Origin of the sequence: Roseococcus sp. SYP-B2431 (assembly GCF_004336745.1) — a bacterium.
Classification (GTDB): domain Bacteria; phylum Pseudomonadota; class Alphaproteobacteria; order Acetobacterales; family Acetobacteraceae; genus Roseococcus.
The window spans coordinates 51505-74024 of record NZ_SJXD01000031.1; the positions used below are offsets into that span (position 1 = coordinate 51505).

The window sequence follows — 22520 nt, forward strand, 5'->3', positions numbered from 1 at the left end:
TCATCCTGGCGCGGCGGGCGGCCCCCCCATGGGATCGCGATCACCCCGTGCGCCGGTAGAAGTACCGCGCCGCGACGAGGCGGCCGGCGCCGTTGACGGCGAAATCGGGGATATAGCCGCCCTCCTCCCAGCCGAGCCGGCGGTAGAGCCGCTCGCCCTCGGCATCCGCCTCGGTGTCCAGCGTCAGCAGCCGGCGCCCGAGGCGCAGCGCCGCCTGCTCGGCCCGCCGCATCAGCGCCTCGCCCACGCCGCGCCGGCGGAAGGCCGGATCGACCAGCAGCTTCATCACCTCGGCGCGATGCTGCTGGTTCTCCGGCGTCGCGAGGTCGAGCTGCACGGTGCCGGCCAGCGCGCCCTCCCACCAGGCGCCGAGCAGCACGCGGTGCGCCTGCGCCACCTCGGAGGAGGTGCGCTTCCAGAAGCCGCGCGACTTCTCCGGCGCCAGCGGCGGCAGGAAGGTCACGGCGCCGCCCTCGGCCACGCAGGCGACCAGGATCTCCGAGAAGCGCCGCTCCGCGCTCGCCGCCGCCGCCGCGTCCAGCACCTCGACCACGAGGCCGCGTGCCGGCTTGGCGTAGCGGAACTCCAGCGACTTCGAGAGGTCGTCGAGGATGCGGATGGCGCCCTGCCGGACATAGCCGCGCTTCTCGTAGAAGGCATGCGCCGCGTTGAAGCGCGTGTCGGTCCAGAGGACCATGCGCTCGGCGCCGTGGCCGCGCGCATGCGCCTCGGCCGTGTCGAGCAGCCGGTGCGCGAGGCCGGTGCCGCGCGCGGCCTTGGCCACGTACATGCGGCCGATCTCCCAGGCGCCGTCCTCGCGCATCGGCCGGGTGGCGACCATGCCGAGCGGGCCTTCCGCGCCCTCGGCCAGCCAGAGCGCGCCGCCCTTCTCCGCGAAATGGGTGGCGAGGGCGCGGAGCTCCGGCAGTTCCGCATCCACGTCGAAGACGACGCCCGGGAATTCGCTCCAGGCGTCGCCGATCAGGCGGATATAGGCGTCGCTGTCGGCGTCGGTGCCGACGCGCAGCACTAGGAGAGGCCCTTGCAGAAGTCCTGAATGCGCGCGCAGGCGGTGCGCAGGCTGTCCATGTCGGTCGCGTAGCTGATGCGGACATAGGGCGACATGCCGTAGGCCGCGCCCTGCACCACCGCCACATGCGCCTCTTCCAGCAGGGCGAAGGCGAAGTCCGTGTCGTTCTCGATCTTCCTGCCGGCGGGCGTGGTCTTGCCGATGCAGCCCGCGACGTTCGGGAAGACGTAGAAGGCGCCCTCCGGCTTGTGGCAAGCGATGCCCGGGGCCTGGTTCAGCGCCTCCACCACGAAGTCGCGCCGGCGGCGGTACTCCTCCGCCCGCTCCTTCACCAGCTCCTGCGGCCCGTCCAGCGCCGCCACCGCCGCCGCCTGGCCCACGGTCGAGACGCCCGCCGTCGCCTGGCCCTGCATGTTGAACATGCCCTTGATGAGCTCGGCCGGGCCCGCGCAGAAGCCGATGCGCCAGCCGGTCATCGCATAGGTCTTGGAGGCGCCGCTGATGATCAGCGTGCGGTCCTTCAGCCGGGGCTCGACTTCGGCGATCGTGCAGAACTCGAAGCCGTCATAGACGAGGTGCTCGTACATGTCGTCCGTCATGATCCAGACGTCCGGATGCCGCAGCAGCACCTCCGCCAGCGCCTTCATCTCCGCGCGCGAGCAGGCTGCGCCCGTCGGGTTGTTGGGGAAGTTGAGCAGCACCCACCTGGTCTTCGGCGTGATCGCCGCCGCCAGATCCTCGGGGCGCAGCTTGAAGCCGTTGTTCTGCGGGCAGCTCACCGTCACCGGCACGCCGCCGGCCACCTTCGCCATGTCGGCATAGCTCACCCAGAAGGGCGAGGGGATCACCACCTCGTCGCCCGGGTCGAGCGTCGCCATGAAGGCGTTGAAGATGGACTGCTTGCCCCCGTTGGTGACGAGGATCTCGTCCATCGCATAGTCGAGGTTGTTGTCCCGCTTGAACTTGCGCTGCACGGCCGCCTTCAGCGCCGGCGTGCCGCCCTGCGGCGGATACTTGGTCTGCCCGTCCAGCGCCGCCTTGTAGGCCGCCTCGATCGCATGGCGGGGCGTGTCGAAATCCGGCTCGCCCGTCGTCAGGCTCACCACCTTCACGCCCTGCGCGGCCAGCTCCCGGGCCTTGATCGTCATGGCGACCGAGGCGGAGACCTTCACATCGGCGAGGCGGCTGGCGAGGGCGGGCATCTGTTGTCCTGGGTTGGCAAAGGGCGCGCACTCTATGGCCCGCCGCGGGCGCCGCCAATACGCCCGCCCGGTTTCCGAGCCCCGGGCTTTCCGCTAGACCGGCTCGCCATGCGCCATTTCCTGGATTTCGAGAAACCCATCGCCGAGCTGGAAGGCAAGGTCGAGGAACTCCGCCGCACCACCGATGCCGGCGGCATCGACGTGGCCGACGAGGTCGCGAAGCTGCGCGACAAGGCCGAGAAGCTCCTCGCCGCCACCTATGCCAAGCTTACCCCCTGGCAGAAGGCCCAGGTCGCCCGCCACCCCGACCGCCCCAAATGCCTGGACTACGTCTCCGCCCTCATCGAGGAATGGACCCCGCTCGCCGGCGACCGCGCCTTCGCCGACGACGCGGCGGTCATCGGCGGCCTCGGCCGCTTCCGCGGCCGCGCCGTGGCCGTCCTCGGCACCGAGAAGGGCCACGACACCGACACCCGGGTGCAGCACAATTTCGGCATGGCCAAGCCCGAGGGCTACCGCAAGGCCCGCCGCATCATGGAGCTGGCCGGCCGCTTCGGCATGCCCATCCTCTCCTTCGTCGACACCTCCGGCGCCTTCCCCGGCATCGAGGCCGAGGCGCGCGGCCAGGCCGAGGCCATCGCCCGCTCCATCGAATCCGGCCTCTCCGCCCCGGTGCCCTTCGTCGCCACCATCATCGGCGAGGGCGGCTCCGGCGGCGCCATCGCGCTCGCCTCGGCCGACCGCATCCTGATGCTGGAGCACGCCATCTACTCGGTCATCTCGCCCGAGGGCTGCGCCTCCATCCTCTGGCGCGACGCCGCCCAGGCCGCCACCGCCGCCGAGGCCCTGAAGCTCACCGCCGAGGACCTCAAGCGCCTGGCCCTCATCGACGCCGTGATCGCCGAGCCGCTGGGTGGCGCCCATCGCGACCAGGGCGCCACGCTGGAGGCGGTCGGCAACGCCGTCTGGGCCGCCCTGGAACCCCTCCTGCCGCTGGACGGCGCCACGCTCAAGGCGCGCCGGCGCGAGAAGTTCCTGGAGATGGGCCGCCACGCGGTCGTATGAGCCCATGAGCGTTCCAGCCCAGGACCAGGAACGCCTCCCGAGGATCCGGCCGCACAGCGGCCGGCGCGCCCAGACTGCCTGGCGGATGGCGCAGCCGGCGCGGCGCGAAGCCAAGGCGGCGAAGCCGCCGCCCGGCGTCTGAGGGCATGAACAACGCTTCTTCCCGCGCCGCCTTCTTCCGCGCCTTCCCCGCCATCGCCACCGCGATCTTCGTCTCCTCCATCGACCAGACCATCACCGCCACCGCCCTCCCCGACATGGCCGCCCATTTCGGCGTGGTCGAGCGCATCTCCTGGGTGGTCGTGGCCTATCTCGTCGCCGCCACCATCTCCGCCCCCATCTTCGGCAAGCTCGGCGACGCCTATGGCCGCCGCCGCATGATGTTCTGCGCCTTCGCCCTGCAGGCCGTGGGCTCGCTGGCCTCGGGCCTCGCCCCCGGCTTCGAGGCGCTGCTGGCCGCGCGCATCCTGCACGGCTTCGGCGGCGGCGCGCTGCTCACCCTCGCCATGGCCCTGATCGGCGAGAGCGTCCCGCCCCGGGAGCGCGGCCGCTACCAGGGCTACCTCGTCGCCTGCTTCATGAGCGCCTCGGCCGCCGGTCCGCTCGCCGGCGGCTGGCTGACGCAGCATTGGGGCTGGAACTGGGTCTTCTGGGCCGGCCTGCCCATCGTGGCCGCGGGCGTGGTCGCCACGACCCGCCTGCCCCGCCACGGCGCCGAGAGCGGCAGCTTCCGCTTCGACGCCCCTGGCACGCTGCTCTTCGCCGTCTTCGTCGCCGCCCTGCTGCTGGTGCTGGACCGCGTCCAGCGCCTGAGCCTCGAGGCCCTGCTGGTCGCCCTCCCCTTCGCCGCGGTGGCCCTCGGCGCGGTGCTGCTGCTGCTGCGCGTCGAGCGCCGCGCGGCCGACCCGCTGCTGCCCCTCTGGCTCTTCACCGACCCGGTGATCTGGCGCACCAACGTGCTCGCCGCCTGCGTGGCGGGCGTGATGGTCTCCATGATCTCCTTCATGCCGCTCTACCTGACCGTGGTGCGCGACGTCTCCATCGCGACGGTGGGCGCCATGATGCTGCCGACGAGCCTCGCCGGCGGCATGGGCGCGCTGGCCTCCGGCCACTACCTGGCGCGGACCGGGCGCAACATGGCGCTGCCCTCGGTGACGCTGGGCATCAGCATGGTGACGCTGGCCGTCTTCTCCGTCGCGCTCGACGACATCTCGCTCGGCGCCCTGCCCTGGCTGCTGGCCTTCGCGAGCTTCGGCTTCGGCTGCTCCTTCCCGGCCGTGCAGACCACGGTGCAGGCGGCGGCCGGGGTAAGCCGGGTGGGGGTGGCCACGGCCTCGGTGCAGTTCATGCGCAACCTCGGCTCGGCGACGGGAACGGCGCTGCTGGGCGCGGTGATCTTCGGGGCGTTTGCCCTGGCGGATGCGCCGATGGCGGCGGGCTTCGCCGAGACGATGCGCGGGGGGCGGGCGGCCTTTTCCCTCCTGTCGGAGGCGGATCGGATGGCGATGTCGGCAGGGCTGGCCGGGGGATTTAGGGCGATGTTCGCGGGAGCGGCGGTGCTGATGGGGGTGGCGACGGTGCTGGCTTGGCGGGTGCCGTTGCGAAGGGTTTAGCTTCGAATTCCCGGTGTCCAGCTCCCGGCTGATCGGCTAACATTAGGCAAAGAAGCCATGCAAAGCCAGTCACGAAGTCTGTTGGGCTTCGCGAGGGCGGGAGGATCGCGACTTGGGCGACGCTGCGATGACGACGGCGCCGGAAGAGTCGCCGCCGACGCATGGGATGACGTACATTTCCGGCGGCCTCTTCCGGATGGGGTCCGACACTCATTACCCGGAGGAAGCGCCGGCGCACCTTGTCAGCGTCGATGCCTTCTGGATCGACACGGCACCGGTCACCAACGCCCGGTTCCTCAGCTTCGTGAAGGCCACGGGTCACGTCACGGTGGCTGAGACGGCGCCCGACGCCAGGGATTACCCCGGGGCGAAGCCGGAGATGCTGCACCCCGCCAGCCTGGTCTTCCGCGGGACGCGCGGTCCGGTGAGCTTGCGGGACTGGTCGAAATGGTGGGAGCTGCGCCGCGGCGCCGACTGGCGACATCCCCATGGTCCCGGAAGCTCGCTCGACGGCCTCGACGACCATCCCGTGGTCCATGTCGCCCTTGCCGATGCGCTCGCCTACGCGCAATGGGCCGGCAAGGACCTCCTGACCGAGGCCGAGTGGGAGTTCGCCGCCTGGGGCGGCCGGAGCGATGCCGAATACGCCTGGGGCGACGAGCTCACGCCCGGCGGGCGGCACATGGCGAACACCTGGCAGGGCGCCTTCCCCTACAAGAACAGCGCCGAGGATGGCTGGCACGGGACCTCTCCGGTGGGCGCCTTCCCCGCCAACGGCTACGGACTCTTCGACATGATCGGAAACGTCTGGGAATGGACGAGGGACTGGTATTCGCCCCGCCATGAGCCGGACGCCGCCAAGGCCTGCTGCATTCCGCACAATCCGCGCGGCGCGGCCGAGGCGGGCAGCCACGATCTCTCCCTGCCGGGGATTCGAATTCCGCGAAGGGTGTTGAAGGGCGGCAGCTTCCTCTGCGCGCCGAGCTATTGCCGCCGTTATCGGCCCGCCGCGCGCCATGCGCAGCCGGTCGACACCTCCACCTGTCACATCGGTTTTCGCTGCGCATTGCGGCCGAAGGTCACATCGGGAGAGTTGCCACCATGAACCAGAAGAATTCGCGTCGCGACATGCTGCTCGGCAGTGTGGCCGGCTTGGCTGCCGCGACCGGGCCGGTCCTCGCTCAGGCCCCGCAGGCGACGCAGCCGGGTTCCGCGCCGGCGCAAGCCGCTGCTAGGCGCCAGCGCCGGCCAAACATCCTGGTTCTCTGGGGCGACGACATTGGCTGGCAGAATGTCAGCGCCTACGGCCTCGGCACGATGGGCTACACCACGCCGAACATCGACCGCATCGGCAACGAAGGCGTCAAGTTCACCGACCACTACGCGCAGAATTCCTGCACCGCGGGGCGCGCGGCCTTCATCACCGGGCAATATCCCATCCGGTCGGGGATGACGACGGTCGGCGTTCCCGGCGACGCGCTGGGGATGCAGGCGGCCTCCCCCTGCCTGGCCCAGGTCCTTAAACAGGCTGGCTACCGGACCGGGCAGTTCGGCAAGAACCACCTGGGCGACCGGAGCGAGCACCTGCCCACGGTGCACGGCTTCGACGAGTTCTTCGGCATCCTCTATCACCTCAACGTCTACGAGCAGCCGCAATACCGGGACTATCAACGCTTCGCCGACAGCCAGCCCGGGGGGCGCGAGGCGTTTCAGCGAAGGTTCGGCATCAGGGGCGTGCTGCACTCGCATACGACGGATCGCGACGACCCGACGGAGGATCCGCGCTTCGGTCGCGTGGGCCGGCAGCGCATCGAGGATACTGGGCCGCTGACCACGGCGCGTATGGAGGATTTCGACGCGACCGAGGTGATGCCCAAGGCGTTCGACTTCATGCGACGCGCCAAGGAAGAGGATCAGCCCTTCTTCGTGTGGCTCAACACGAGCCGCATGCACCTCTACACGCACCTAAACGACCGCTGGCGCTATGCGGCGGAACGCTTCACGTCGGAACTGGACATGCATGGCAGCGGCATGCTGCAGCATGATCACGACATCGGCCTTGCCCTCGATTTCCTGCGGGAGAACGGGCTCGATGAGAACACCATCGTCTGGTATTCGACCGATAACGGGCCCGAACACTCCTCCTGGCCCCATGGCGGAACGACGCCGTTCCGCGGCGAGAAAATGACCACCTACGAGGGTGGCGTCCGCGTCCCCTCGCTGCTCCGTTGGCCCGGCACGATCCGGCCGGGACAGGTCCTGAACGGCATTCAGGCGCACCAGGACATGTTCACGACCCTCGCCGTCGCTGCGGGCGTGACGGACGTCGTCGAGCGGATGCGTGCGGAAAAGCGCCAGTACATCGACGGAGTCAACAATATCGATTATTGGACGGGACGGTCCCAGGAAAGCGCACGGAACAGCTTCCTCTATTATTATGAAAGCGCCATCACTGCCGTTCGTATGGGTCCATGGAAGATGCACCTATCGACCCGTGAAAATTATTACGACAATATTGTTCCTCGTACCACGGCACTGATGTTCAACCTGCGCGCGGACCCTTTCGAAAGCTATGACCGCGTCGATTCATTCGGCCATCTGGCGCAGCACACATCCTGGATTTTCGAGCCCATGAGCGAACTCATCAAGGAACATCTGAATACGCTGCGGGAATTCCCGCCGGTTCAGCGCGGATCGTCCATCAGCCTGACCAATGTCGTCGAGGAATTCTTGCGAAGATCCCGCCAGTGATTCCTCTCGCCGGGCTCAAGCCCCGCTCTGGGCCTGGCGATCGCCTCCTGCAACGTTCTTGGGCCTCCTGCCAAAGCCGTCAGGGCATGGCCCGTCATCTCGCTCGCGCTGGCGAGGCGGCCTGAGACGACATGCGCCTGGATGGGGTCCTGAAGCTCTGGCGTCAGGCTGGCATTCGGCATGGCTCACCCTCTTCGATCATGGGAAAGCTAGGCATCGTCCTTCCGATGAAAGCGCCGTCAGGCGCAGCCTGGATCCGTCCGGTTCAGTAAAATGTTCTTGTTATGTTCCTAAGTTCCAGCCATAAAGGCCGATGCCCCTCCGCCACCTCCTCCCCGCCTGCCTCCGCGACCCGTACATCCGCCCCCGCGGCCCCCGCCCACGCCCACCCGCGCGCCTCATCATCCCGCACGCCCGCATGACCGACGAGGAATGGCACGCCCTCGAACCCCATCTTCCCACCCACACCGCCGGCCGCCCCTGCGACCTCCGCGCCCATTTCGACGCCTTCTTCCGCGTCGCCTGCACCGAGGGCGCCTGGCGCGAGCTCCCCGAGGAGTTCGGCAAACCCGACACCGTCTCCCGCCACTTCCCCCGCCTCACCCATGCCGGGCTCTGGGAGCGTCTGCTCCGGGCCCTGGCCGTCGCGCCGAAGGACCACATCCTCCGCCGCCTCGAAGGCTACATCTGCCGCGCCGCCCGACGCGCCATCCGCCTGCGCGGCCTGCGCCTCATCTGGCTCGCCAGGCGCCTCGACCTCAAGCGCGCCCTCCCGGGACCGCCCTGGATGGTCGCCGATCCCGATTTGTCCGAAATCATCAAGACGCTGCCGATCGAGGCGCGATTGTCCCAATGGCGCCGCAACAAGCAGGCCGCCCTCGACTATCTGCGCGGCCTCAAGACCCTCCACACCCTTGCAGGAGGCCGCCGCTACCTCCCCCGGCCCTTCCGCGAGTGCTGGCCGTGACCGTCGCGTCAGCCGCCGACGCGGAACAGCACCCCGGCCACCTCCGCGCCCTTCTCCCGCCGCAGCACGGCATCCTGCCGCGCGGCCACCGCCAGCCCCGCCGCCTCGGCCAGCGCCGCGGCATGGTCGGGATTGTGCCGGAATCGCAGCCCCTCCCCGAGCGCGACCGCCGCCTCGCCCGCCTCCAGGCTGAACACCGCCGTCCCGCCCGGCCTCAGCGCGGTGCGGATCGCCGCGAAGGCGGGCGCGAGGTCGCCCAGGTAGTTCAGCACATCCGCCGCCGCGACGAGGTCCCAGGCCGCGGCGCGGCGCGGCAGCAAGTCCAGCAGATCCGCCTCGTGCAGCGCGTCGTAGATCCCGCGCGCCCGCGCCTCGGCCAGCATGCGCGGCGAGAGGTCCAGCCCCTCCAGCCGGGTCGCGAAGGGCTTCAGCGCCACGCCCGAAAGCCCGGTCCCGCAGCCCAGGTCCAGCACCCGCCCGGGCGCCACGCCCTCCAGCAGCGCGGCCAGCAGCGCGGGCGTCCGGTAGCCGAGCGCGCCCTCCAGCTCCGCGTCGAAGCGCGGCGCGAAGGCGTCGAAGAGCTCGCGCACATAGCCGGCCGGCGCGCGGTCGGGCAGCGGCGCCGCGCCGAGCCCGGCCAGCAGGAAGCCCGCCTGCCCGGCCAGCGGCCCCGTCACCCGCGCCGCCGCCTCGCGCGCCGCCCCGGCCTTGCCGGCCTCGCGCGCCGCATGGGCCAGGGCCAGCCAGGCCTCCGGCGCGTCGGACAGCCGCACGGCCTCGCGCAGCGGCTCCATCGCCGCGCGCGCCTGTCCGGCCGCCGTCATCGCCTGGCCCAGGTTGCGCAGGCTCATGGCATCGGCGGGGTTCAGCGCCAGCGCCCGCCGCAGCGCGCCGATTGCCTCGCCGAGCCGCCCCGCCTCGGCCAGCGCCGCGCCGTGGTTGGCCTGGAACAGCGCGGAATCCGGCGCCGCCGCCACCGCCCGCGCGCCATGGCCGAGCGCCGCCGCCAGGTCGCCCCTCTGCCGCGCGCAGAGGCCCAGCAGGTTCTCCGCATCGGGGTGCCCCGGCGCCAGCCGCAGCGCGCGGCGGTACAGGCCCTCCGCCTCCTCGACCCGCCCGGCGCGATGCCGGTCGACGCCGCGCCGCAGCAATTCCTCCGCCGTGATCCTCATGCTTCGTCCTTTGGGCCGCGCCGGGCGTTTCCCCTATGGCCGTTAGACAATACGGGCCGTCCCCGCCAGCGGTCGACCCATTGCAAAGATACGACGGATGACCAAAAAGCGTTCCAAGTCCTGCTGAATGAACCGCTCCATGGAGGAAACCATGTCCCGCCTCACCCGGCGCATCCTGCCCGCGCTGGCCGCCCTCGCCCTCGGCGCGACCGCCACCTCCGCCTCGGCGCAGAACTTCCCCACGCGCACCGTCACCGTCGTCGTCCCCTTCGCGGCCGGCGGCCCGACGGACACGGTGGCCCGCCTCGTCGCCGAGCAGATGGGCCGTGACCTCGGCCAGACCGTCGTCATCGAGAATGTCGGCGGCGCCGGCGGCACGCTGGGCGCCCAGCGCACGGCGGTGGCCCGCCCGGACGGCTACAACCTGCTCATCCACCACATCGGCATGAGCACCATCCCGACGCTGTACCGGCGGCTGGCCTATGACCCGATCAACGGCTTCGAGCCGGTCGGCCTCATCACCGAGGTGCCGATGACCATCATCGGCAAGCGCAACCTGCCCGCGAACAACCTGCAGGAGCTGGTGACGCTGGTGCGCCGCGAGGGCCAGGGCATCAACCTCGCCAATGCCGGCGTGGGCGCGGCCAGCCACCTCTGCGGCCTGCTCTTCCAGTCCGCGCTGAACGTGCAGCTCACCACCGTGCCCTATCGCGGCACGGGCCCGGCGATGAACGACCTCGTCGGCGGCACGGTCGACCTGATGTGCGACCAGACCACCAACACCACCGAGCAGATCCGCGCCAACACCGTGCGCGCCTATGCGGTGACGACGCCCACCCGCCTGTCCGCGCTGCCGGACCTGCCGACGGCCAGCGAGGCCGGCATGCCGGGCTTCGAGGTCAGCATCTGGCACGGGCTCTATGCGCCGCGCGGCACGCCGGCCGAGATCGTGACGCGCCTGTCGCGCGCGCTGCAGGTCGCGCTGCGGGATCCGGGCCTCGCCCGCCGCTTCCAGGACCTCGGCACAGAGCCGGTGGCCCAGGAGCGCGCGACGCCGGCGGCGCATCGCGCCTTCTGGCAGGCCGACATCGCCCGCTGGCGTCCGGTGATCCAGGCCGCCGGCCAGTTCGCCGACTGAGCCGTCCCGCACCGATCGGGGCGGCCGGATTTCGGCCGCCCCGTCATCCGGGATATGATGCGCGCCAGACCGGATCCGGATTCCTCGATGCGCCCTTTCCTCGCTGCCCTCCTCGTCGGCCTCGCGGCCTCCCCCGCCTGGAGCCAGCAGCGGCCCGCGGCGCCCGCCCCCGCCGCCACGCCCGAGCGCACCTCCGCCACCTATGGCGACTGGGTGATGCGCTGCGAGACCCGCACCGCGCCCGCCACCGGCCGGGGATGCGAGCTGCTGCAGTCGCTGCAGGACCAGCGCGGGCAGCCGGTGGCGCAATTCGCCCTCGGCCGGATCCAGCGCGAGGATCCGACGCGGCTGGTGGTGCTGATCCCCTCCAACATCACGGTCGCGGTGCCGATGCGGCTCAACCTGGGGGACAATTCGCAGTCCATCCCCGTGACGCTCAAGGCCTGCGGCCCGCGCGGCTGCGTCGCCGACACCGAGCTGAGCGCTGCCCTGCTGACCCGGATGCGCGCCCGCGAGACGAGGGGCCAGCTGGAGTATCGCGATGCGCTGAATGCCGAGGTCGCGCTGCCCTTCTCGACGCGCGGCCTCGGCCAGGCGCTGGACGCCCTCGGGCGCGAGGGCTTCTGAGGAGGCATTGAGTCTCCGGAAGGCAGATGATTACTTAAGCGTGCATGCCTTGGAATATTGCAATCTGGACGGGTGCTTGCTGCGTCTATTCCGCAACTTCTTCGGTTAACCCTCTGCGAAAGCGGTACTTGCGGTTGGCGAATCGAAGTCCCGCGAGCTAGGCGGATTCTCAAGGAATCGGCGAGCGCCGTGACGGCCGCCCCCCGGGCCGTCACGGCTCGCCAGCGGCTGTTCCGGAGTCAGGATTCATGGTGTTCCGGCCGCCTTGCGAGGCCAGTGACAGGGGGCCGGAATAGACCGTCCCCCGCCTTGGGGCTGAGATGCCCCTCGTCCGACCGCTCCAGCGCGGCGTCCTCGGGGCCTGCCTGGCCCTCCTGCTCGTCCAGGCGCTGGCGACGTGGCTGCTGATCGAGCGGGGCCGGCACGAGGCCCTGGCAGAGGGCGGGCGCAGCGTCGAGCGCATCGGCCGCGCAGTGGAAGCCACCGTCAACCGCCACTTCACCCAGGTCGAGTCGCTCCTCTTCGGCCTCGCCACCATCCTTGGCCCGCTGCCGCCCGGCGGCCGCTTCGACCCGAACCGCGCCAGCGAGGTGCTGCAGGAGCTGAACAACCAGAACCTCGTCTTCCGCGACCTCCTCCTGCTCGACAGCCAGGGCCAGGCCGTGGCCTCCGCGCTCAGCGTCTATCGCCGGCGCCGGCTTCCGCTGCCGAGAGGGCCGGGCTTCGCCGAATACGGGCTGCACGAGGGCGGCCTGCGCATCGGCGGGCCGATCCGCAACCCGGCGTCGCGCGAATGGGCGCTGCTCTTCGCACAGCCCGCCGCCGTCGCCGGCCTCCCGGGCGGGACGGCCATGGCCGAGATCCCGCTCACCGCCCTCGGCCTTCTGCTGGCCCCCGGCGACGACGCGCCGGGCCTGCGCGTCAGCCTGCTGCGCGCCGACGGCACCATCCTCGCCACCCAGCCGCATGAGGAGATGCTGGTCGGCACGAAGCCCGACGGCGCCTCCCCCGGCCTGACCCACAGCCGCCCGACGCGCTACGGCAACCTCACCATCCGGGTGAGCCTGCCGCGCGAGGCCGCGCTGGCCGGCTGGCGCGCCGGGCTCTGGCCGGTCATCCTGTTCTCCTGCGCCTTCGCCGCGATGATCGTGGCGCTGGCGGGCCTGCTGCTGCTGGTGCTCCGCCAGCGCGAGGATTCGGACGGCGAGCGCTGGCGCGTCACCCTCGCCAGCACACTCGACAGCATGACCGACGGCTTCATCGTCTTCGGGCCCGACGACCGCCTGGTCATCTGCAACCAGCGCCTGCGCGAGATGTATGCCCTGACCGCCCCCTTCCTGAAGGAGGGCGCGCTGTATCGCGACATCATGCGCGAGGGGGCGCTGCGCGGCCAGTTCCCGCAGATCGACGGCGACATCGAGACCTTCATCGACGACATGGCCCGCTGGCGCCGCTCCAAGGGCCCGCCGATCGAACGCCACCTGCCCGACGGCCGCTGGGTCCTGGTCACCGAGCGCATGACGCCGGACGGCGGGACCATCGGCATCCGCACCGACATCACCGCGCTCAAGCGCGCCAATGACGAGTTGGCCGCCGCCCGCGACGCCGCCCATGCCGAGGACGAGGCCAAGGGCCTCTTCCTCGCCCGCATGTCGCACGAGCTGCGCACGCCGCTGAATTCCATGCTCGGCTTCGCCCAGGCGCTGCTCCAGAACGGCGAGCTGGCGCCCGGCCAGCGCGAGCAGCTCCGCCTGCTGCACGACGCCGGCGGCCATCTGCGCGAGCTGGTGAACCGACTGCTGGACCTCTCCAAGATCGAGGCCGGCCAGCTCGACCTCGATACGCGCCCCGTCACGCTGCGCCCGCTGCTGGAGGCCTGCGTCGGGCTGATGGCGCCCGAGGTCGAGCGCAAGGGCCAGCGCCTCCTGCTGGAGGTCGCCGCCGACACGCCCGGCGTGGTCCAGGCCGACGCCATGCGGCTGCGGCAGATGCTGCTCAACCTGCTCTCCAACGCGGTGAAGTTCACGCCGAGCGGCGGCCGCGTGGCGCTGCGCGTGCGCCCGCTGGGCCGGGGCCGGGACGGGCTGCGGCTCGAGGTGCAGGACAGCGGCCCGGGCGTGCCGCCCGAGAAGCGGCACATGCTCTTCCGCGACTTCTCCCAGCTCTCGCCGCAGCCCGAGGGAAACGGCGGGACGGGTCTCGGCCTGGCCATCACCGCGCGGCTCGCCGGGGCGATGGGCGGCGCCATCGGCTGCGACAGCGACGCGGGCCACGGCGCCGTCTTCTGGCTGGAGCTGCCCCTGCCCGAGCTCGGCGCCATGCCCGAGGCGCCCCCGGCCGCGGCGACCCCGCCAGCCGAGGGCCTGCGGGTGCTCGTCGTGGACGACCTCGCGCCCAACCGGCTCGTCCTGCAGGCGCTGCTGGAAACGGCGGGGCACCGCATGGGCTTCGTCGCCAGCGGGGCCGAGGCCGTCTCCTCGATCGAGCGCGAGAACTGGGACATCGTGCTGATGGACGTGCATATGCCGGGCATGACCGGGCTGGAGGCGACGCGGCGCGTCCGCCGCCTGCCGCCGCCGCGCGGCGCGGTGCCGGTCCTCGGCGTCACGGCATCGACGCTGCCGGAGGAGGTCTCGGCCTGCTACGAGGCCGGAATGGACGCGCATCTCGCCAAGCCCATCGACCGCGACGCACTGCTGGCGGCCATGGCGAAGCTGGCCAGCGGACATTCCTGGCGGCGCGCGGCGCCGGTCGCGGCGTCGGGCGCGGAAGCGGCGCCGCTCCTGAACGAGGCGACGCTGCGCCGGCTCGTCGCCGAGATGGGGCCGCTCGCCAGCCATGCCATGCGCGACATGCTGGAGGAGATCCGCCAGGGCTGCGCGGTCCTCGCCGAGCCCGGCATCGCGCGCGACGTGGCCCGGATGCGGCAGGCCGCGCATATGGTGCTGGAGCCGGCGCGCAGCCTGGGCGCGGAGCGGCTGAGCGCCGCGATCGACGGCCTGCAGCGGGCGATCCGCGCCACGCAGGACGTGATGCCGCATCTGCGTGGGCTGCCGGCGGTGGCGGCGGATTCGCTGACGGTATTGGAAACGGTTTCCGTGGGGGCCTGACGCGCGGATCGAAGGGGAGGGCCACATCCCGGCGAAGCCGGGATTTCTCAAATCCCAGAGCGGCCGGACACGATCTCGCGCGGCGGCGCCCCGCCCAGCCAGTAGCAGAGCTCCGCGGGCTGCCCGATCTCCCAGAGCACGAATTCGGCCGGCAGGCCCACCCGCAGCTCGCCGACCTTCCCGGCGAGCCCGGCCGCGCGGGCGCCCACGACCGTGTACCCGCGCAGCGCCTCCACCGGCGTCATTCGGAAGAGGGAGCAGCCCAGCGCCAGCACCAGCAGCGGCGAGAGCGTGGGCGAGCTGCCGGGATTGCAGTTGGTCGCCAGCGCCATGGCGACGCCGTGCCTGCGGAAGAGGTCGAGGGGCGGCCGGCGCGGCTCGTTGAGGAAGAGCGTGGAGCCGGGCAGCAGCATCGCCACCGTGCCCGCTTTCGCCATGGCGGTGATGGAGGCCTCGCTGGAATATTCGAGATGGTCGGCCGAGAGCGCCCCGAGCGCCGCGAGCTGCCCGGCGCCGCCCACATCGCCGTACTGGTCCGTGTGGCCCTTGACCGGCAGGCCCGCGTTCAGAGCAGCGCGGTAGAGGATCATCATCTCTTCGGGCTGGATCGAAAGCCCCTCGATGCCGCCATCGCAGATGTCGACCAGCCCCTCGGCCAGCGCGGCCGGCAGGATCACCTCGGCGAGATGGGTGAGATAGTCGCGCGAGCGTCCCGCGAATTCCGGCGGCACGACATGCGCGCCGAGAAACGAGGTCACCACGCGGATGCCGTTCTCGCGCCCCAGCCGGCGCGCGGCGCGCAGCATGTTCAGCTCGCTGTCGAGGTCCAGGCCGTAGCCGGACTTGATCTCGAGGGTGGTGACGCCCTCGGACATCAGGCGCCGCAGGCGCGGCCGCGCGATGGCGACGAGCTCCTCCACCGGGGCCTTCCGCGTCTCGCGCATGGTGTAGAGGATGCCGCCGCCTTCCGCGGCGAGCTCCTTGCGAGTGGCTCCGCCGAGCTGGCGCTCGAATTCGCCGACGCGGTCGCCGGCGAAGACGAGATGCGTGTGCGCGTCCACGAAGCCCGGCAGGACGAACCGGCCGCCGGCGTCGTGGCGGCGCTTCGCCCCGGTCGCCGGAAGGTCGGACATCGGGCCGATCCAGGCGATGACGCCGTCCTTCACGGCCAGCGCGCCGGGCTCGATCACGCCGAGGCCATCGCCCCGCATGGTGACGAGGCGCGCATCGGTCCAGAGATCGTCAAACATCGCGGGCGCGGATCGCGTGGACATCGATCTCCATCAGGATCTCGGGGGCGGCCAGGCCCTTCACCACGAAGAGCGAATGCGGAATGGGATGCGCGGCGAGGGACGGCATCAGCCCCGCCATCACCGGCGCGATCTGCGCGCGGTCGGTGACGTAGATCGTGGCCGCGACGGCATCGGCGAGGGTGGCGCCCGCCTCGGCCAGCAGCTTCTCCACATTGCCGATCGCCATGCGCGCCTGTGCGCCGGCATCGTGCAGGTTCGGGAAGTCCCGATCAAGCGTGAGGCCCGTCTGGCCGCGGAGGAAGATGCGGCGGCCGGCGACCACCACCATGCAGAAATCCGCGACGAAGTCCTGCCGGTGCAGCCCATAGGGCGCGCTGGTGGATCGGTATTTTTTCAGGCGCTCGTGCGGCCCGCCGGGCACGGCATAGGCGTCGAGCTGGAAGACCGCGGAGGGGTCGTGCAGCGCCTTCACGATGAGGCCGGTGCTGACCGGATACACGCCCCCGAGCCGCCGCCCCATCACGCCGTAGACGGCCTGGCGGAAGGCGCGGTCGGTGATCTGCATGGTGATCTTGCACAGGTCGGTGAGCCGGCAGTCCACCGAGGCGAGCTGGCTTTCCAGCGCGTCGAAGACGGCCTCGGCCTGCTTCTCGGCGGCCTCGAGGGTGAAGCCGGGACCGGCCGGGCCGGCGGTGACGCCGCCGATATGCAGCGTGCCGTCGCGATGGAGGATGGGGATCACGCGGCCTCTCCCGGGATGACCGCGTCGATGTCGATCGCGACCAGCATCTCCGGCAGCGCAAGGCCGTTCACGATGAGGCCGGTGCCCACGGGCGCGATCTCGCCGAGATGGCGGCCGATCACCCGGTAGACCGGCTCGCGATAGGCCCGGTCGGTGATGTAGGTCGTGATCTTGCAGATATGCGCCATCTGCGACCCGGCCTCCTCCAGCAGGGTCTTCACGTTCCGCATCGCCTGCTCGGCCTGGGCCGCGGCGTCGCCCATGCCCACGAAGCCGCCTTCGAGCGTGGAGCCCGACTGGCCGCGCAGGAAGATCTCGCGGCCGGCCTTCACGGCCATCGCCGTTCCCGCGCCATCGATCCGCCGGAGGCGTTCATGGGCCATGGCTGTCTCCTCCTCGGGTCAGGGCGTGCGGCGCAAAGACATCGCCGGGGCGCGCCCACCATTACGCGATTCCTACACGAGCCCCCGCCGGCCCGCCCGGATATTCGCCCGGGAGGGCCGCGAAGATTCGCGGGCGGCTATTCCGCCGCCAGCGCCGGCGGCATGGCCTTCAGCTCGTCCGGCGTCAGGTGGCATGCGATGCGGTGGCCCTCGCCGAACTTCCGCACGGGGGGCTCCACCGTGTCGCAGGTGGCGCCGAGATGGCGCGGGCAGCGATGGGCGAAGCGGCAGCCGATGGTGCCGGGTGCGGAGGAGACATCGCCCGTGAGCCGGATTCGGCTCGCCGCGCGGCCATGCGCCCCCACCACCGGCACGGCGGAGAGCAGCGCCTCGGTATAGGGGTGGTAGGGCGGCATCAGCATCTCGCGCGCCGGGCCCTCCTCCACGATCGCGCCGCGGTACATCACGGCGATGCGGTCGGCGATATGCGCGACGACGCCGATGTCATGCGAGATGAAGAGATAGGCGACATCCAGCTCGTCGCGCAGGTCGGTCAGCAGGTTCAGCACCGCCGCCTGGACCGAGACGTCGAGCGCCGAGACCGCCTCGTCGCAGACGAGGAAGTCGGGCCGGCTGGCCAGCGCGCGGGCGATGCCGATGCGCTGCTTCTCGCCGCCCGACATCTGGTGCGGATAGCGCTGGCGGTAGCTCGGCGGCAGGCGCACGAGGTCGAGCAGGCGCTCGACCTCCTTCGTGGCCTCGGCGCCGCTGGCGAGGCCGAAGCGGATCAGCGGGCGGCGCAGCGCCTCGTCCACCGTCTGGCGCGGATTGAGCGAGCTGTCCGGGTTCTGGAAGACGATCTGCGCGCGGCGCCGATAGGCGGTCGGCGGCTCGTCGGCGATCTCCTTGCCCTCGAAGTGCAGCGTGCCGGAATCCGCGCGCAGCAGCCGCAGCACGAGGCGCCCCAGCGTGGACTTGCCGCAGCCGGATTCGCCCACCAGCCCCAGCACCTCGCCGCGGCCGATGGTGAGCGAGACCCCGTCCACAGCCTTGAAATCCGTCGCGGGCTTCAGCCCCTTGAGGCTGAGGCGCGACAGGAGGGAGCTATGGCCGAAGCTGCGCGTGAGGCCCTCGGCGCGCAGAAGCGTCAGCGGCTTCTCCGGCCGGACGGCGTCCGCGGCGGCCTCCGGGATGGGCCAGGGCTGGCCGGCGATCTCCTCCGCGCGGTGGCAGCGCACGGCGCGGCCGTCGGCGGCGCGCAGCGCCTGCGGCAGCGCGCAGGCCGCGACGGCGAAGGCGCAGCGCGGCTCGAAGTTGCAGCCCTCGATGGGCCTGGTGAGATCGGGCAATCCGCCCGGGATGGGCGCGAGCCGGCCCATCTTCCCGCGATCCACCCGCGGCAGCGCCGCCAGCAGGCCGCGCGTATAGGGGTGGCGCGGATCGCCCAGCAGCTCCGTGCAGGCGCCCTGCTCCACCACTCGGCCGGCATAGAGCACGGTCAGCTCGTCGCAGAGCCGGTCCACGATGCCGAGATTGTGGCTGACCAGCAGCATGGAGACTCCGCGCTCGCGCCGCAGCTCCTCCAGCAAATCGAGGATCTGCGCCTCCACGGTCACGTCGAGCGCGGTGGTCGGCTCGTCCAGCAGCAGCAGCTCGGGCTCGCAGGCCAGGGCGGTCGCGATCACCGCGCGCTGCTTCATGCCGCCGGAGAGCTGGTGTGGATAGGCGCGCGCCACCTGCGCCGCGCGGGCGATGCCCATCTCGCCCAGCAGCTCCACGGCGCGCGCAAAGGCGGCCTCGCGCGAGAGGCCGCGATGCTGCACCAGCGGCTCCGCCACCTGGAAGCCGATGGTCAGCGCGGGATTGAGCGCCGCCGCGGGATCCTGGAAGACCACGCCGATGCGCCGGCCGCGCAGGGTCTCGGCGGCCGCGCGCAGGTCCAGGCCGTCGAAGAGCGCGGAATCGCAGACCGTCTCCGCGCCCTGGCCGAGCAGGCCCAGCATGGCCAGCACGACCGAGGATTTTCCGGAGCCGCTCTCGCCCACCAGCCCCATGGCCCCGCCGCGCGGGATGGCGAGCGACACGTCCTGCAGCGCGTGCACCGGCCCGCGCTGGGTCGCGTAGGTCAGCGACATGCGCTTGATGTCGAGAAGCGGTGCGTCGGCCATCGGATCAACCATGCCCGCGCCCCCTCAGCCGGGGATCGAGCAGGTCGCGCAGACCCTCGCCCACGATGTTCACGGAGATCAGCAGCAGGCACAGGCACAGGCCGGGCGCGAGGCCGATCCAGGGCGCCTCGCTGATGAAGGGCCGGCTTTCGGCGATCATGAGGCCCCATTCGCTGTCCGGCGGCTGCGGGCCGAGGCCCAGGAAGCTCAGCGCCGAGCCCAGCAGGATCGCGAAGGTGATGCGCAGCGCCGTCTCGACGATGAGGGGCGGCCAGGCATTGGGCAGGATCTCGCGCGCCAGGATGTGGAAGGCCCCCTCGCCCCGCGCGCGTGCCGCCTCGACGAAATCCTCCGCCAGCAGGCCGAGCGCCACGGCGCGCGAGACGCGCGTCATGATGGGCACGTAGACCAGCCCGACCGCGATCATCGTCTTCATCAGGCCGGGATCCGTGACGGCCAGGATCAGCAGGCCCAGCAGCACCGGCGGGATGGAGATCATGAGGTCCACGCCGCGCATGATGACCTCCTCCGTCCAGCCGCGCCGGAAGGCCGCGATCATCCCGAGCGGCACGCCGATGGCCAGGCTGAGCGCGGTGGCGCCGAAGCCCATCAGCAGCGAGTGGTGCGCGCCGGCGAGCACGCGCGAGAAGACGTCGCGCCCGAACTCGTCGGTGCCGAACCAGTGCTCGGCCGAGGGCGGCAGCAGCCGCTCGCGGACGGAGAAGGCGTCCGGCTCGAAGGGCACGATCCAGGGGCCGATGGCCGCGAGGAGGCAGATGGCGCCGACGACGAGGCCGCCGACGATCAGGGTTCGTGGAATCCTCATCCCGCGGTCCCGCTCACGCGGATGCGCGGATTGAGCACGGCGTAGAGGATGTCGGCCGCCAGGTTCGCCAGGGCGTAGATCGTGGTGATCACGATCATCCCCCCCATCATCAGCGGGACGTCCTGGTTGTCGATCGCGTAGATCAGCATCCGGCCCAGGCCCGGATAGGCGAAGACGCTCTCCACCACCACGATGCCGCCGATCAGGATGCCGATATCCACGGCCAGGATGGTGATGGCCGGCAGCAGCGCATTGGGCAGCGCATGGCGGCGGAGCACGATGCGCTCGGGCAGGCCCTTGGCGCGGGCGGCGAGCACGTAGCGGCTCTCGATCGCCTCCAGCATGGAGGAGCGCACGAGGCGCGAGATATGCGCGATCAGCCCCAGCACCAGCGTGGACACCGGCAGGATCAGGTGCCGCGCCCAGCCCAGGATCCCGGCCTCGGAGATCGGCGAATAGCCGGTGGCCGGCAGCCAGCCGAGCCAGGCGGCGAAGAAGAGGATGACCAGGATGCACCAGAAGAACTCGGGCACGGCGATGAAGAAGTACTGCATGAGCGTGAGCCCGCGGTCCGACCAGGTGCCCACATGCGTCGCCGAATGGATGCCGAGCGAGATGCCGACGATCGCCACCAGCACGATGCTGATGCCGGCCAGGATGGCGGATTTGCCCAGCGCCTCGAGGATCAGCGGCGCCGCCGGCCGTTCCATGGTCAGCGACTGGCCGAAGTCGCCGCGCAGCAGCCCGGTGAACCAATGCCAGTACTGCAGGTAGAGCGGCTGGTTCAGGCCGAGCCGTTCCTCCAGCTCGACGATCGCCGCGTCCGTCGCGAACTCGCCCAGGATCATATGGGCCACGCTGCCGGGCAGGATATGCACGATGGCGAAGACCAGCACGGTCATCGCCCAGAGCACGAAGAGGACGGACAGGAAGCGCCGCGCGAGAAAGCCCGCCATCAGGAACCTATGTAGCCGGCCCGCAGGTCGAACCAGCGCATGGGATGCGTCTGCACGTCCTTCACCGCCGAGCGGTAGGCGCAGGCGAATTTCTGCGCATAGGCGATATAGCCCGGCGGGTTGTCCACCATGGCGCGCTGCATCGCGACGTAATGCGTCTTCTGCACGGCCGGGTCGCCCGTCAGCCGCGCGGCCTCCAGCGCCGCATCGACCTTCGGCTCGTTGTAGACCCAGAGCCGCGTGTTCTGGCTGCCGCGGGAATGCAGGAAGGGGAAGGTGGAGGTGTCGATCGTCGGCCGGGCGAAGTAGCCGTCGATATAGGCGGGCACCTTGCCGGCCACCTCGGCCGAGTAGCGCGCGAAGGGCACGCGCTGGATCTCGAACTCGAAGCCCGCCGGCCGCGCCATCTGCTGCAGCGTGACGCCGAGCCGCTCGCGCACCGGACGGCCGACCGGGATGACCAGCGGCACGCGGATCGTCGTATGCCCCGCCTCGCGCAGCAGGCGGCGCGCGCCCTGGATGTCGGCCCGCGCCGGGAAGGGGATGTCGCCCGCGAAGAAGGGGTGGTTGGGTGCGATGGGGCTGTGCGTGGGGGCGCCCTCGCCGAAGAGCACGACCTCCGCCACGTCGCCCTTGGGCACGGCGAGATGCAGCGCGCGCCGCACGCGCACGTCGTTGAAGGGCGCCATGCTGTTGTTCAGGATCGCGCCGTCCCACGAGGCCGTGGGCACGCTCTCGGTGCGGACGTTGCGCACCTCGCGCAGGGCGCGGATGTTCTCGGGCCCGAGATCCCACACCACGTCGAGGTCGCCGGCCTGCAGCGCCGCGAGGCGCACCGACATCTCGGGCAGGATGCGCATCTCCACGCCGTCGAAGCGCGGCCCCGCCTCCCAGTAGTCCGGGTTGCGCGCGTAGACGATGCGGTCGCCCGGCGTGTAGCTGCGGAAGACGAAGGGCCCGGTGCCGATCGGGTGGGTGTTGAGCTCGTCGACCTTGTCGGCCGGGACGATCTTCACCTGCCGGTCGGAGAGGATGTCGGCGAAGCCGCCATAGGCATAGGAGAGGCGGAAGATGACCGTATAAGGATCCGGCGCCTCCATCTTCTCGATCATGTCGTAGTTGCTGCGGCTCGGCGCGCCGGTCGCGGGATCGAGGATGCGCTCGTAGGAGCGGATGACGTCGGCCGCCGTCATCTCGCGGCCGTGGTGGAACTTCACACCGCGGCGCAGCTTGAACTCCCAGGTCTTCAGGTCGTCCGAATAGGACCAGGATTCCGCCAGCTCCGGCTCGACCGACTGGTCCAGCTTCATGCGCGTCAGGCCGTTGAAGACGAAGATCGCATGCGCGAACTCCTCGCCGATCGTCATCTTGGCGGGGTCGAGGTTGCGCAGATTGGCGCTCATGGCGATGCGCAGCACGCCGCCGCCGGCCTGGGAGGCGCCGGGACGGGACAGTGCGACGGACCCGGCCAGCGCGGGCAGCGCGAGGGCGGAGCGGCGGGACAGCGTCATGGCGGT

General features: G+C 71.0%; 18 protein-coding genes. 8 read left to right on the forward strand and 10 right to left on the reverse strand.

Features of this window, described 5'->3' with window-relative positions; all coding sequences use genetic code 11:
• Positions 1–40: 40 nt before the first annotated feature.
• Together EJV46_RS22165 and EJV46_RS22170 are read right to left on the reverse strand one after the other, a co-directional pair.
• Positions 41–1030 (reverse strand): GNAT family N-acetyltransferase, encoded by a 990-nt coding sequence (locus tag EJV46_RS22165; protein WP_240782701.1) that lies wholly within the window; start codon positions 1028–1030, stop codon positions 41–43.
• On the reverse strand, positions 1030–2232 hold the full coding sequence (locus EJV46_RS22170) for a pyridoxal phosphate-dependent aminotransferase (protein ID WP_131550918.1): 1203 nt from the start codon (positions 2230–2232) through the stop codon (positions 1030–1032). The genes EJV46_RS22165 and EJV46_RS22170 overlap by 1 nt, the downstream gene beginning before the upstream one ends.
• 108 nt (positions 2233–2340) lie before the next feature.
• Here EJV46_RS22170 and EJV46_RS22175 point away from each other — a divergent pair, with 108 nt between their 5' ends.
• The 5 genes from EJV46_RS22175 to EJV46_RS22195 all read left to right on the forward strand — a co-directional run bounded on the left by EJV46_RS22175 (position 2341) and on the right by EJV46_RS22195 (position 8628).
• Complete coding sequence (locus tag EJV46_RS22175; RefSeq protein WP_131550919.1) at positions 2341–3297, forward strand: acetyl-CoA carboxylase carboxyltransferase subunit alpha; 957 nt, start codon at positions 2341–2343, stop codon at positions 3295–3297.
• A gap of 146 nt (positions 3298–3443) precedes the next feature.
• Positions 3444–4910, forward strand: a complete 1467-nt coding sequence (locus EJV46_RS22180; RefSeq protein ID WP_131550920.1) for an MFS transporter — start codon at positions 3444–3446, stop codon at positions 4908–4910.
• 112 nt (positions 4911–5022) lie between these two features.
• Positions 5023–6015, forward strand: a complete 993-nt coding sequence (locus EJV46_RS22185; protein WP_206020901.1) for a formylglycine-generating enzyme family protein — start codon at positions 5023–5025, stop codon at positions 6013–6015.
• Entirely contained in the window at positions 6012–7661 is a 1650-nt protein-coding gene (locus tag EJV46_RS22190; protein WP_206020902.1) for an arylsulfatase, read from the forward strand. The genes EJV46_RS22185 and EJV46_RS22190 overlap by 4 nt, the downstream gene beginning before the upstream one ends.
• A 313-nt stretch (positions 7662–7974) precedes the next feature.
• Positions 7975–8628: a transposase gene (locus EJV46_RS22195; protein ID WP_370323107.1), complete on the forward strand. Its 654-nt coding sequence runs from the start codon at positions 7975–7977 to the stop codon at positions 8626–8628.
• Positions 8629–8636: 8 nt separating this feature from the next.
• Here EJV46_RS22195 and EJV46_RS22200 read toward each other — a convergent pair whose 3' ends face one another.
• Positions 8637–9800 (reverse strand): methyltransferase domain-containing protein, encoded by a 1164-nt coding sequence (locus EJV46_RS22200; protein ID WP_131550923.1) that lies wholly within the window; start codon positions 9798–9800, stop codon positions 8637–8639.
• Between the two features lie 151 nt (positions 9801–9951).
• On the opposite strand from EJV46_RS22200, the gene EJV46_RS22205 reads away from it, so the two are divergent.
• The 3 genes from EJV46_RS22205 to EJV46_RS22215 all read left to right on the forward strand — a co-directional run bounded on the left by EJV46_RS22205 (position 9952) and on the right by EJV46_RS22215 (position 14675).
• On the forward strand, positions 9952–10938 hold the full coding sequence (locus EJV46_RS22205; RefSeq protein ID WP_131550924.1) for a tripartite tricarboxylate transporter substrate binding protein BugD: 987 nt from the start codon (positions 9952–9954) through the stop codon (positions 10936–10938).
• Positions 10939–11025: 87 nt separating this feature from the next.
• Entirely contained in the window at positions 11026–11565 is a 540-nt protein-coding gene (locus tag EJV46_RS22210; RefSeq protein WP_165585686.1) for an invasion associated locus B family protein, read from the forward strand.
• 320 nt (positions 11566–11885) lie between these two features.
• Positions 11886–14675, forward strand: coding sequence for an ATP-binding protein (locus EJV46_RS22215; protein WP_131550926.1), 2790 nt, complete (start codon positions 11886–11888; stop codon positions 14673–14675).
• A gap of 47 nt (positions 14676–14722) precedes the next feature.
• Here EJV46_RS22215 and hutI read toward each other — a convergent pair whose 3' ends face one another.
• The 7 genes from hutI to EJV46_RS22250 form a co-directional block, all read right to left on the reverse strand.
• Positions 14723–15949: an imidazolonepropionase gene (gene hutI, locus EJV46_RS22220; protein WP_240782702.1), complete on the reverse strand. Its 1227-nt coding sequence runs from the start codon at positions 15947–15949 to the stop codon at positions 14723–14725.
• On the reverse strand, positions 15918–16670 hold the full coding sequence (locus EJV46_RS22225) for a RidA family protein (RefSeq protein WP_131550928.1): 753 nt from the start codon (positions 16668–16670) through the stop codon (positions 15918–15920). The genes hutI and EJV46_RS22225 overlap by 32 nt, the downstream gene beginning before the upstream one ends.
• Positions 16667–17053: a RidA family protein gene (locus EJV46_RS22230; RefSeq protein ID WP_131550929.1), complete on the reverse strand. Its 387-nt coding sequence runs from the start codon at positions 17051–17053 to the stop codon at positions 16667–16669. Before EJV46_RS22230 ends, EJV46_RS22225 begins: the two co-directional genes overlap by 4 nt.
• Before the next feature lie 137 nt (positions 17054–17190).
• Complete coding sequence (locus tag EJV46_RS22235) at positions 17191–19233, reverse strand: ABC transporter ATP-binding protein (RefSeq protein ID WP_131550930.1); 2043 nt, start codon at positions 19231–19233, stop codon at positions 17191–17193.
• Complete coding sequence (locus EJV46_RS22240) at positions 19226–20047, reverse strand: ABC transporter permease (RefSeq protein WP_131550931.1); 822 nt, start codon at positions 20045–20047, stop codon at positions 19226–19228. Before EJV46_RS22240 ends, EJV46_RS22235 begins: the two co-directional genes overlap by 8 nt.
• Complete coding sequence (locus EJV46_RS22245; protein ID WP_131550932.1) at positions 20044–21003, reverse strand: ABC transporter permease; 960 nt, start codon at positions 21001–21003, stop codon at positions 20044–20046. Before EJV46_RS22245 ends, EJV46_RS22240 begins: the two co-directional genes overlap by 4 nt.
• Complete coding sequence (locus tag EJV46_RS22250; protein ID WP_131550933.1) at positions 21003–22514, reverse strand: ABC transporter substrate-binding protein; 1512 nt, start codon at positions 22512–22514, stop codon at positions 21003–21005. Before EJV46_RS22250 ends, EJV46_RS22245 begins: the two co-directional genes overlap by 1 nt.
• Positions 22515–22520 lie beyond the last annotated feature (6 nt).

Coding starts and splice junctions, on each gene's coding strand:
- EJV46_RS22170 (WP_131550918.1), bottom strand. CDS start 2,232: ATGCCCGCCCTCGCCAGCCGCCTCGCCGATGTGAAGGTCTCCGCCTCG.
- EJV46_RS22175 (WP_131550919.1), top strand. CDS start 2,341: ATGCGCCATTTCCTGGATTTCGAGAAACCCATCGCCGAGCTGGAAGGC.
- EJV46_RS22180 (WP_131550920.1), top strand. CDS start 3,444: ATGAACAACGCTTCTTCCCGCGCCGCCTTCTTCCGCGCCTTCCCCGCC.
- EJV46_RS22190 (WP_206020902.1), top strand. CDS start 6,012: ATGAACCAGAAGAATTCGCGTCGCGACATGCTGCTCGGCAGTGTGGCC.
- EJV46_RS22195 (WP_370323107.1), top strand. CDS start 7,975: ATGCCCCTCCGCCACCTCCTCCCCGCCTGCCTCCGCGACCCGTACATC.
- EJV46_RS22200 (WP_131550923.1), bottom strand. CDS start 9,800: ATGAGGATCACGGCGGAGGAATTGCTGCGGCGCGGCGTCGACCGGCAT.
- EJV46_RS22205 (WP_131550924.1), top strand. CDS start 9,952: ATGTCCCGCCTCACCCGGCGCATCCTGCCCGCGCTGGCCGCCCTCGCC.
- EJV46_RS22210 (WP_165585686.1), top strand. CDS start 11,026: ATGCGCCCTTTCCTCGCTGCCCTCCTCGTCGGCCTCGCGGCCTCCCCC.
- EJV46_RS22215 (WP_131550926.1), top strand. CDS start 11,886: ATGCCCCTCGTCCGACCGCTCCAGCGCGGCGTCCTCGGGGCCTGCCTG.
- hutI (WP_240782702.1), bottom strand. CDS start 15,949: ATGTCCACGCGATCCGCGCCCGCGATGTTTGACGATCTCTGGACCGAT.
- EJV46_RS22230 (WP_131550929.1), bottom strand. CDS start 17,053: ATGGCCCATGAACGCCTCCGGCGGATCGATGGCGCGGGAACGGCGATG.
- EJV46_RS22235 (WP_131550930.1), bottom strand. CDS start 19,233: ATGGTTGATCCGATGGCCGACGCACCGCTTCTCGACATCAAGCGCATG.
- EJV46_RS22240 (WP_131550931.1), bottom strand. CDS start 20,047: ATGAGGATTCCACGAACCCTGATCGTCGGCGGCCTCGTCGTCGGCGCC.
- EJV46_RS22245 (WP_131550932.1), bottom strand. CDS start 21,003: ATGGCGGGCTTTCTCGCGCGGCGCTTCCTGTCCGTCCTCTTCGTGCTC.
- EJV46_RS22250 (WP_131550933.1), bottom strand. CDS start 22,514: ATGACGCTGTCCCGCCGCTCCGCCCTCGCGCTGCCCGCGCTGGCCGGG.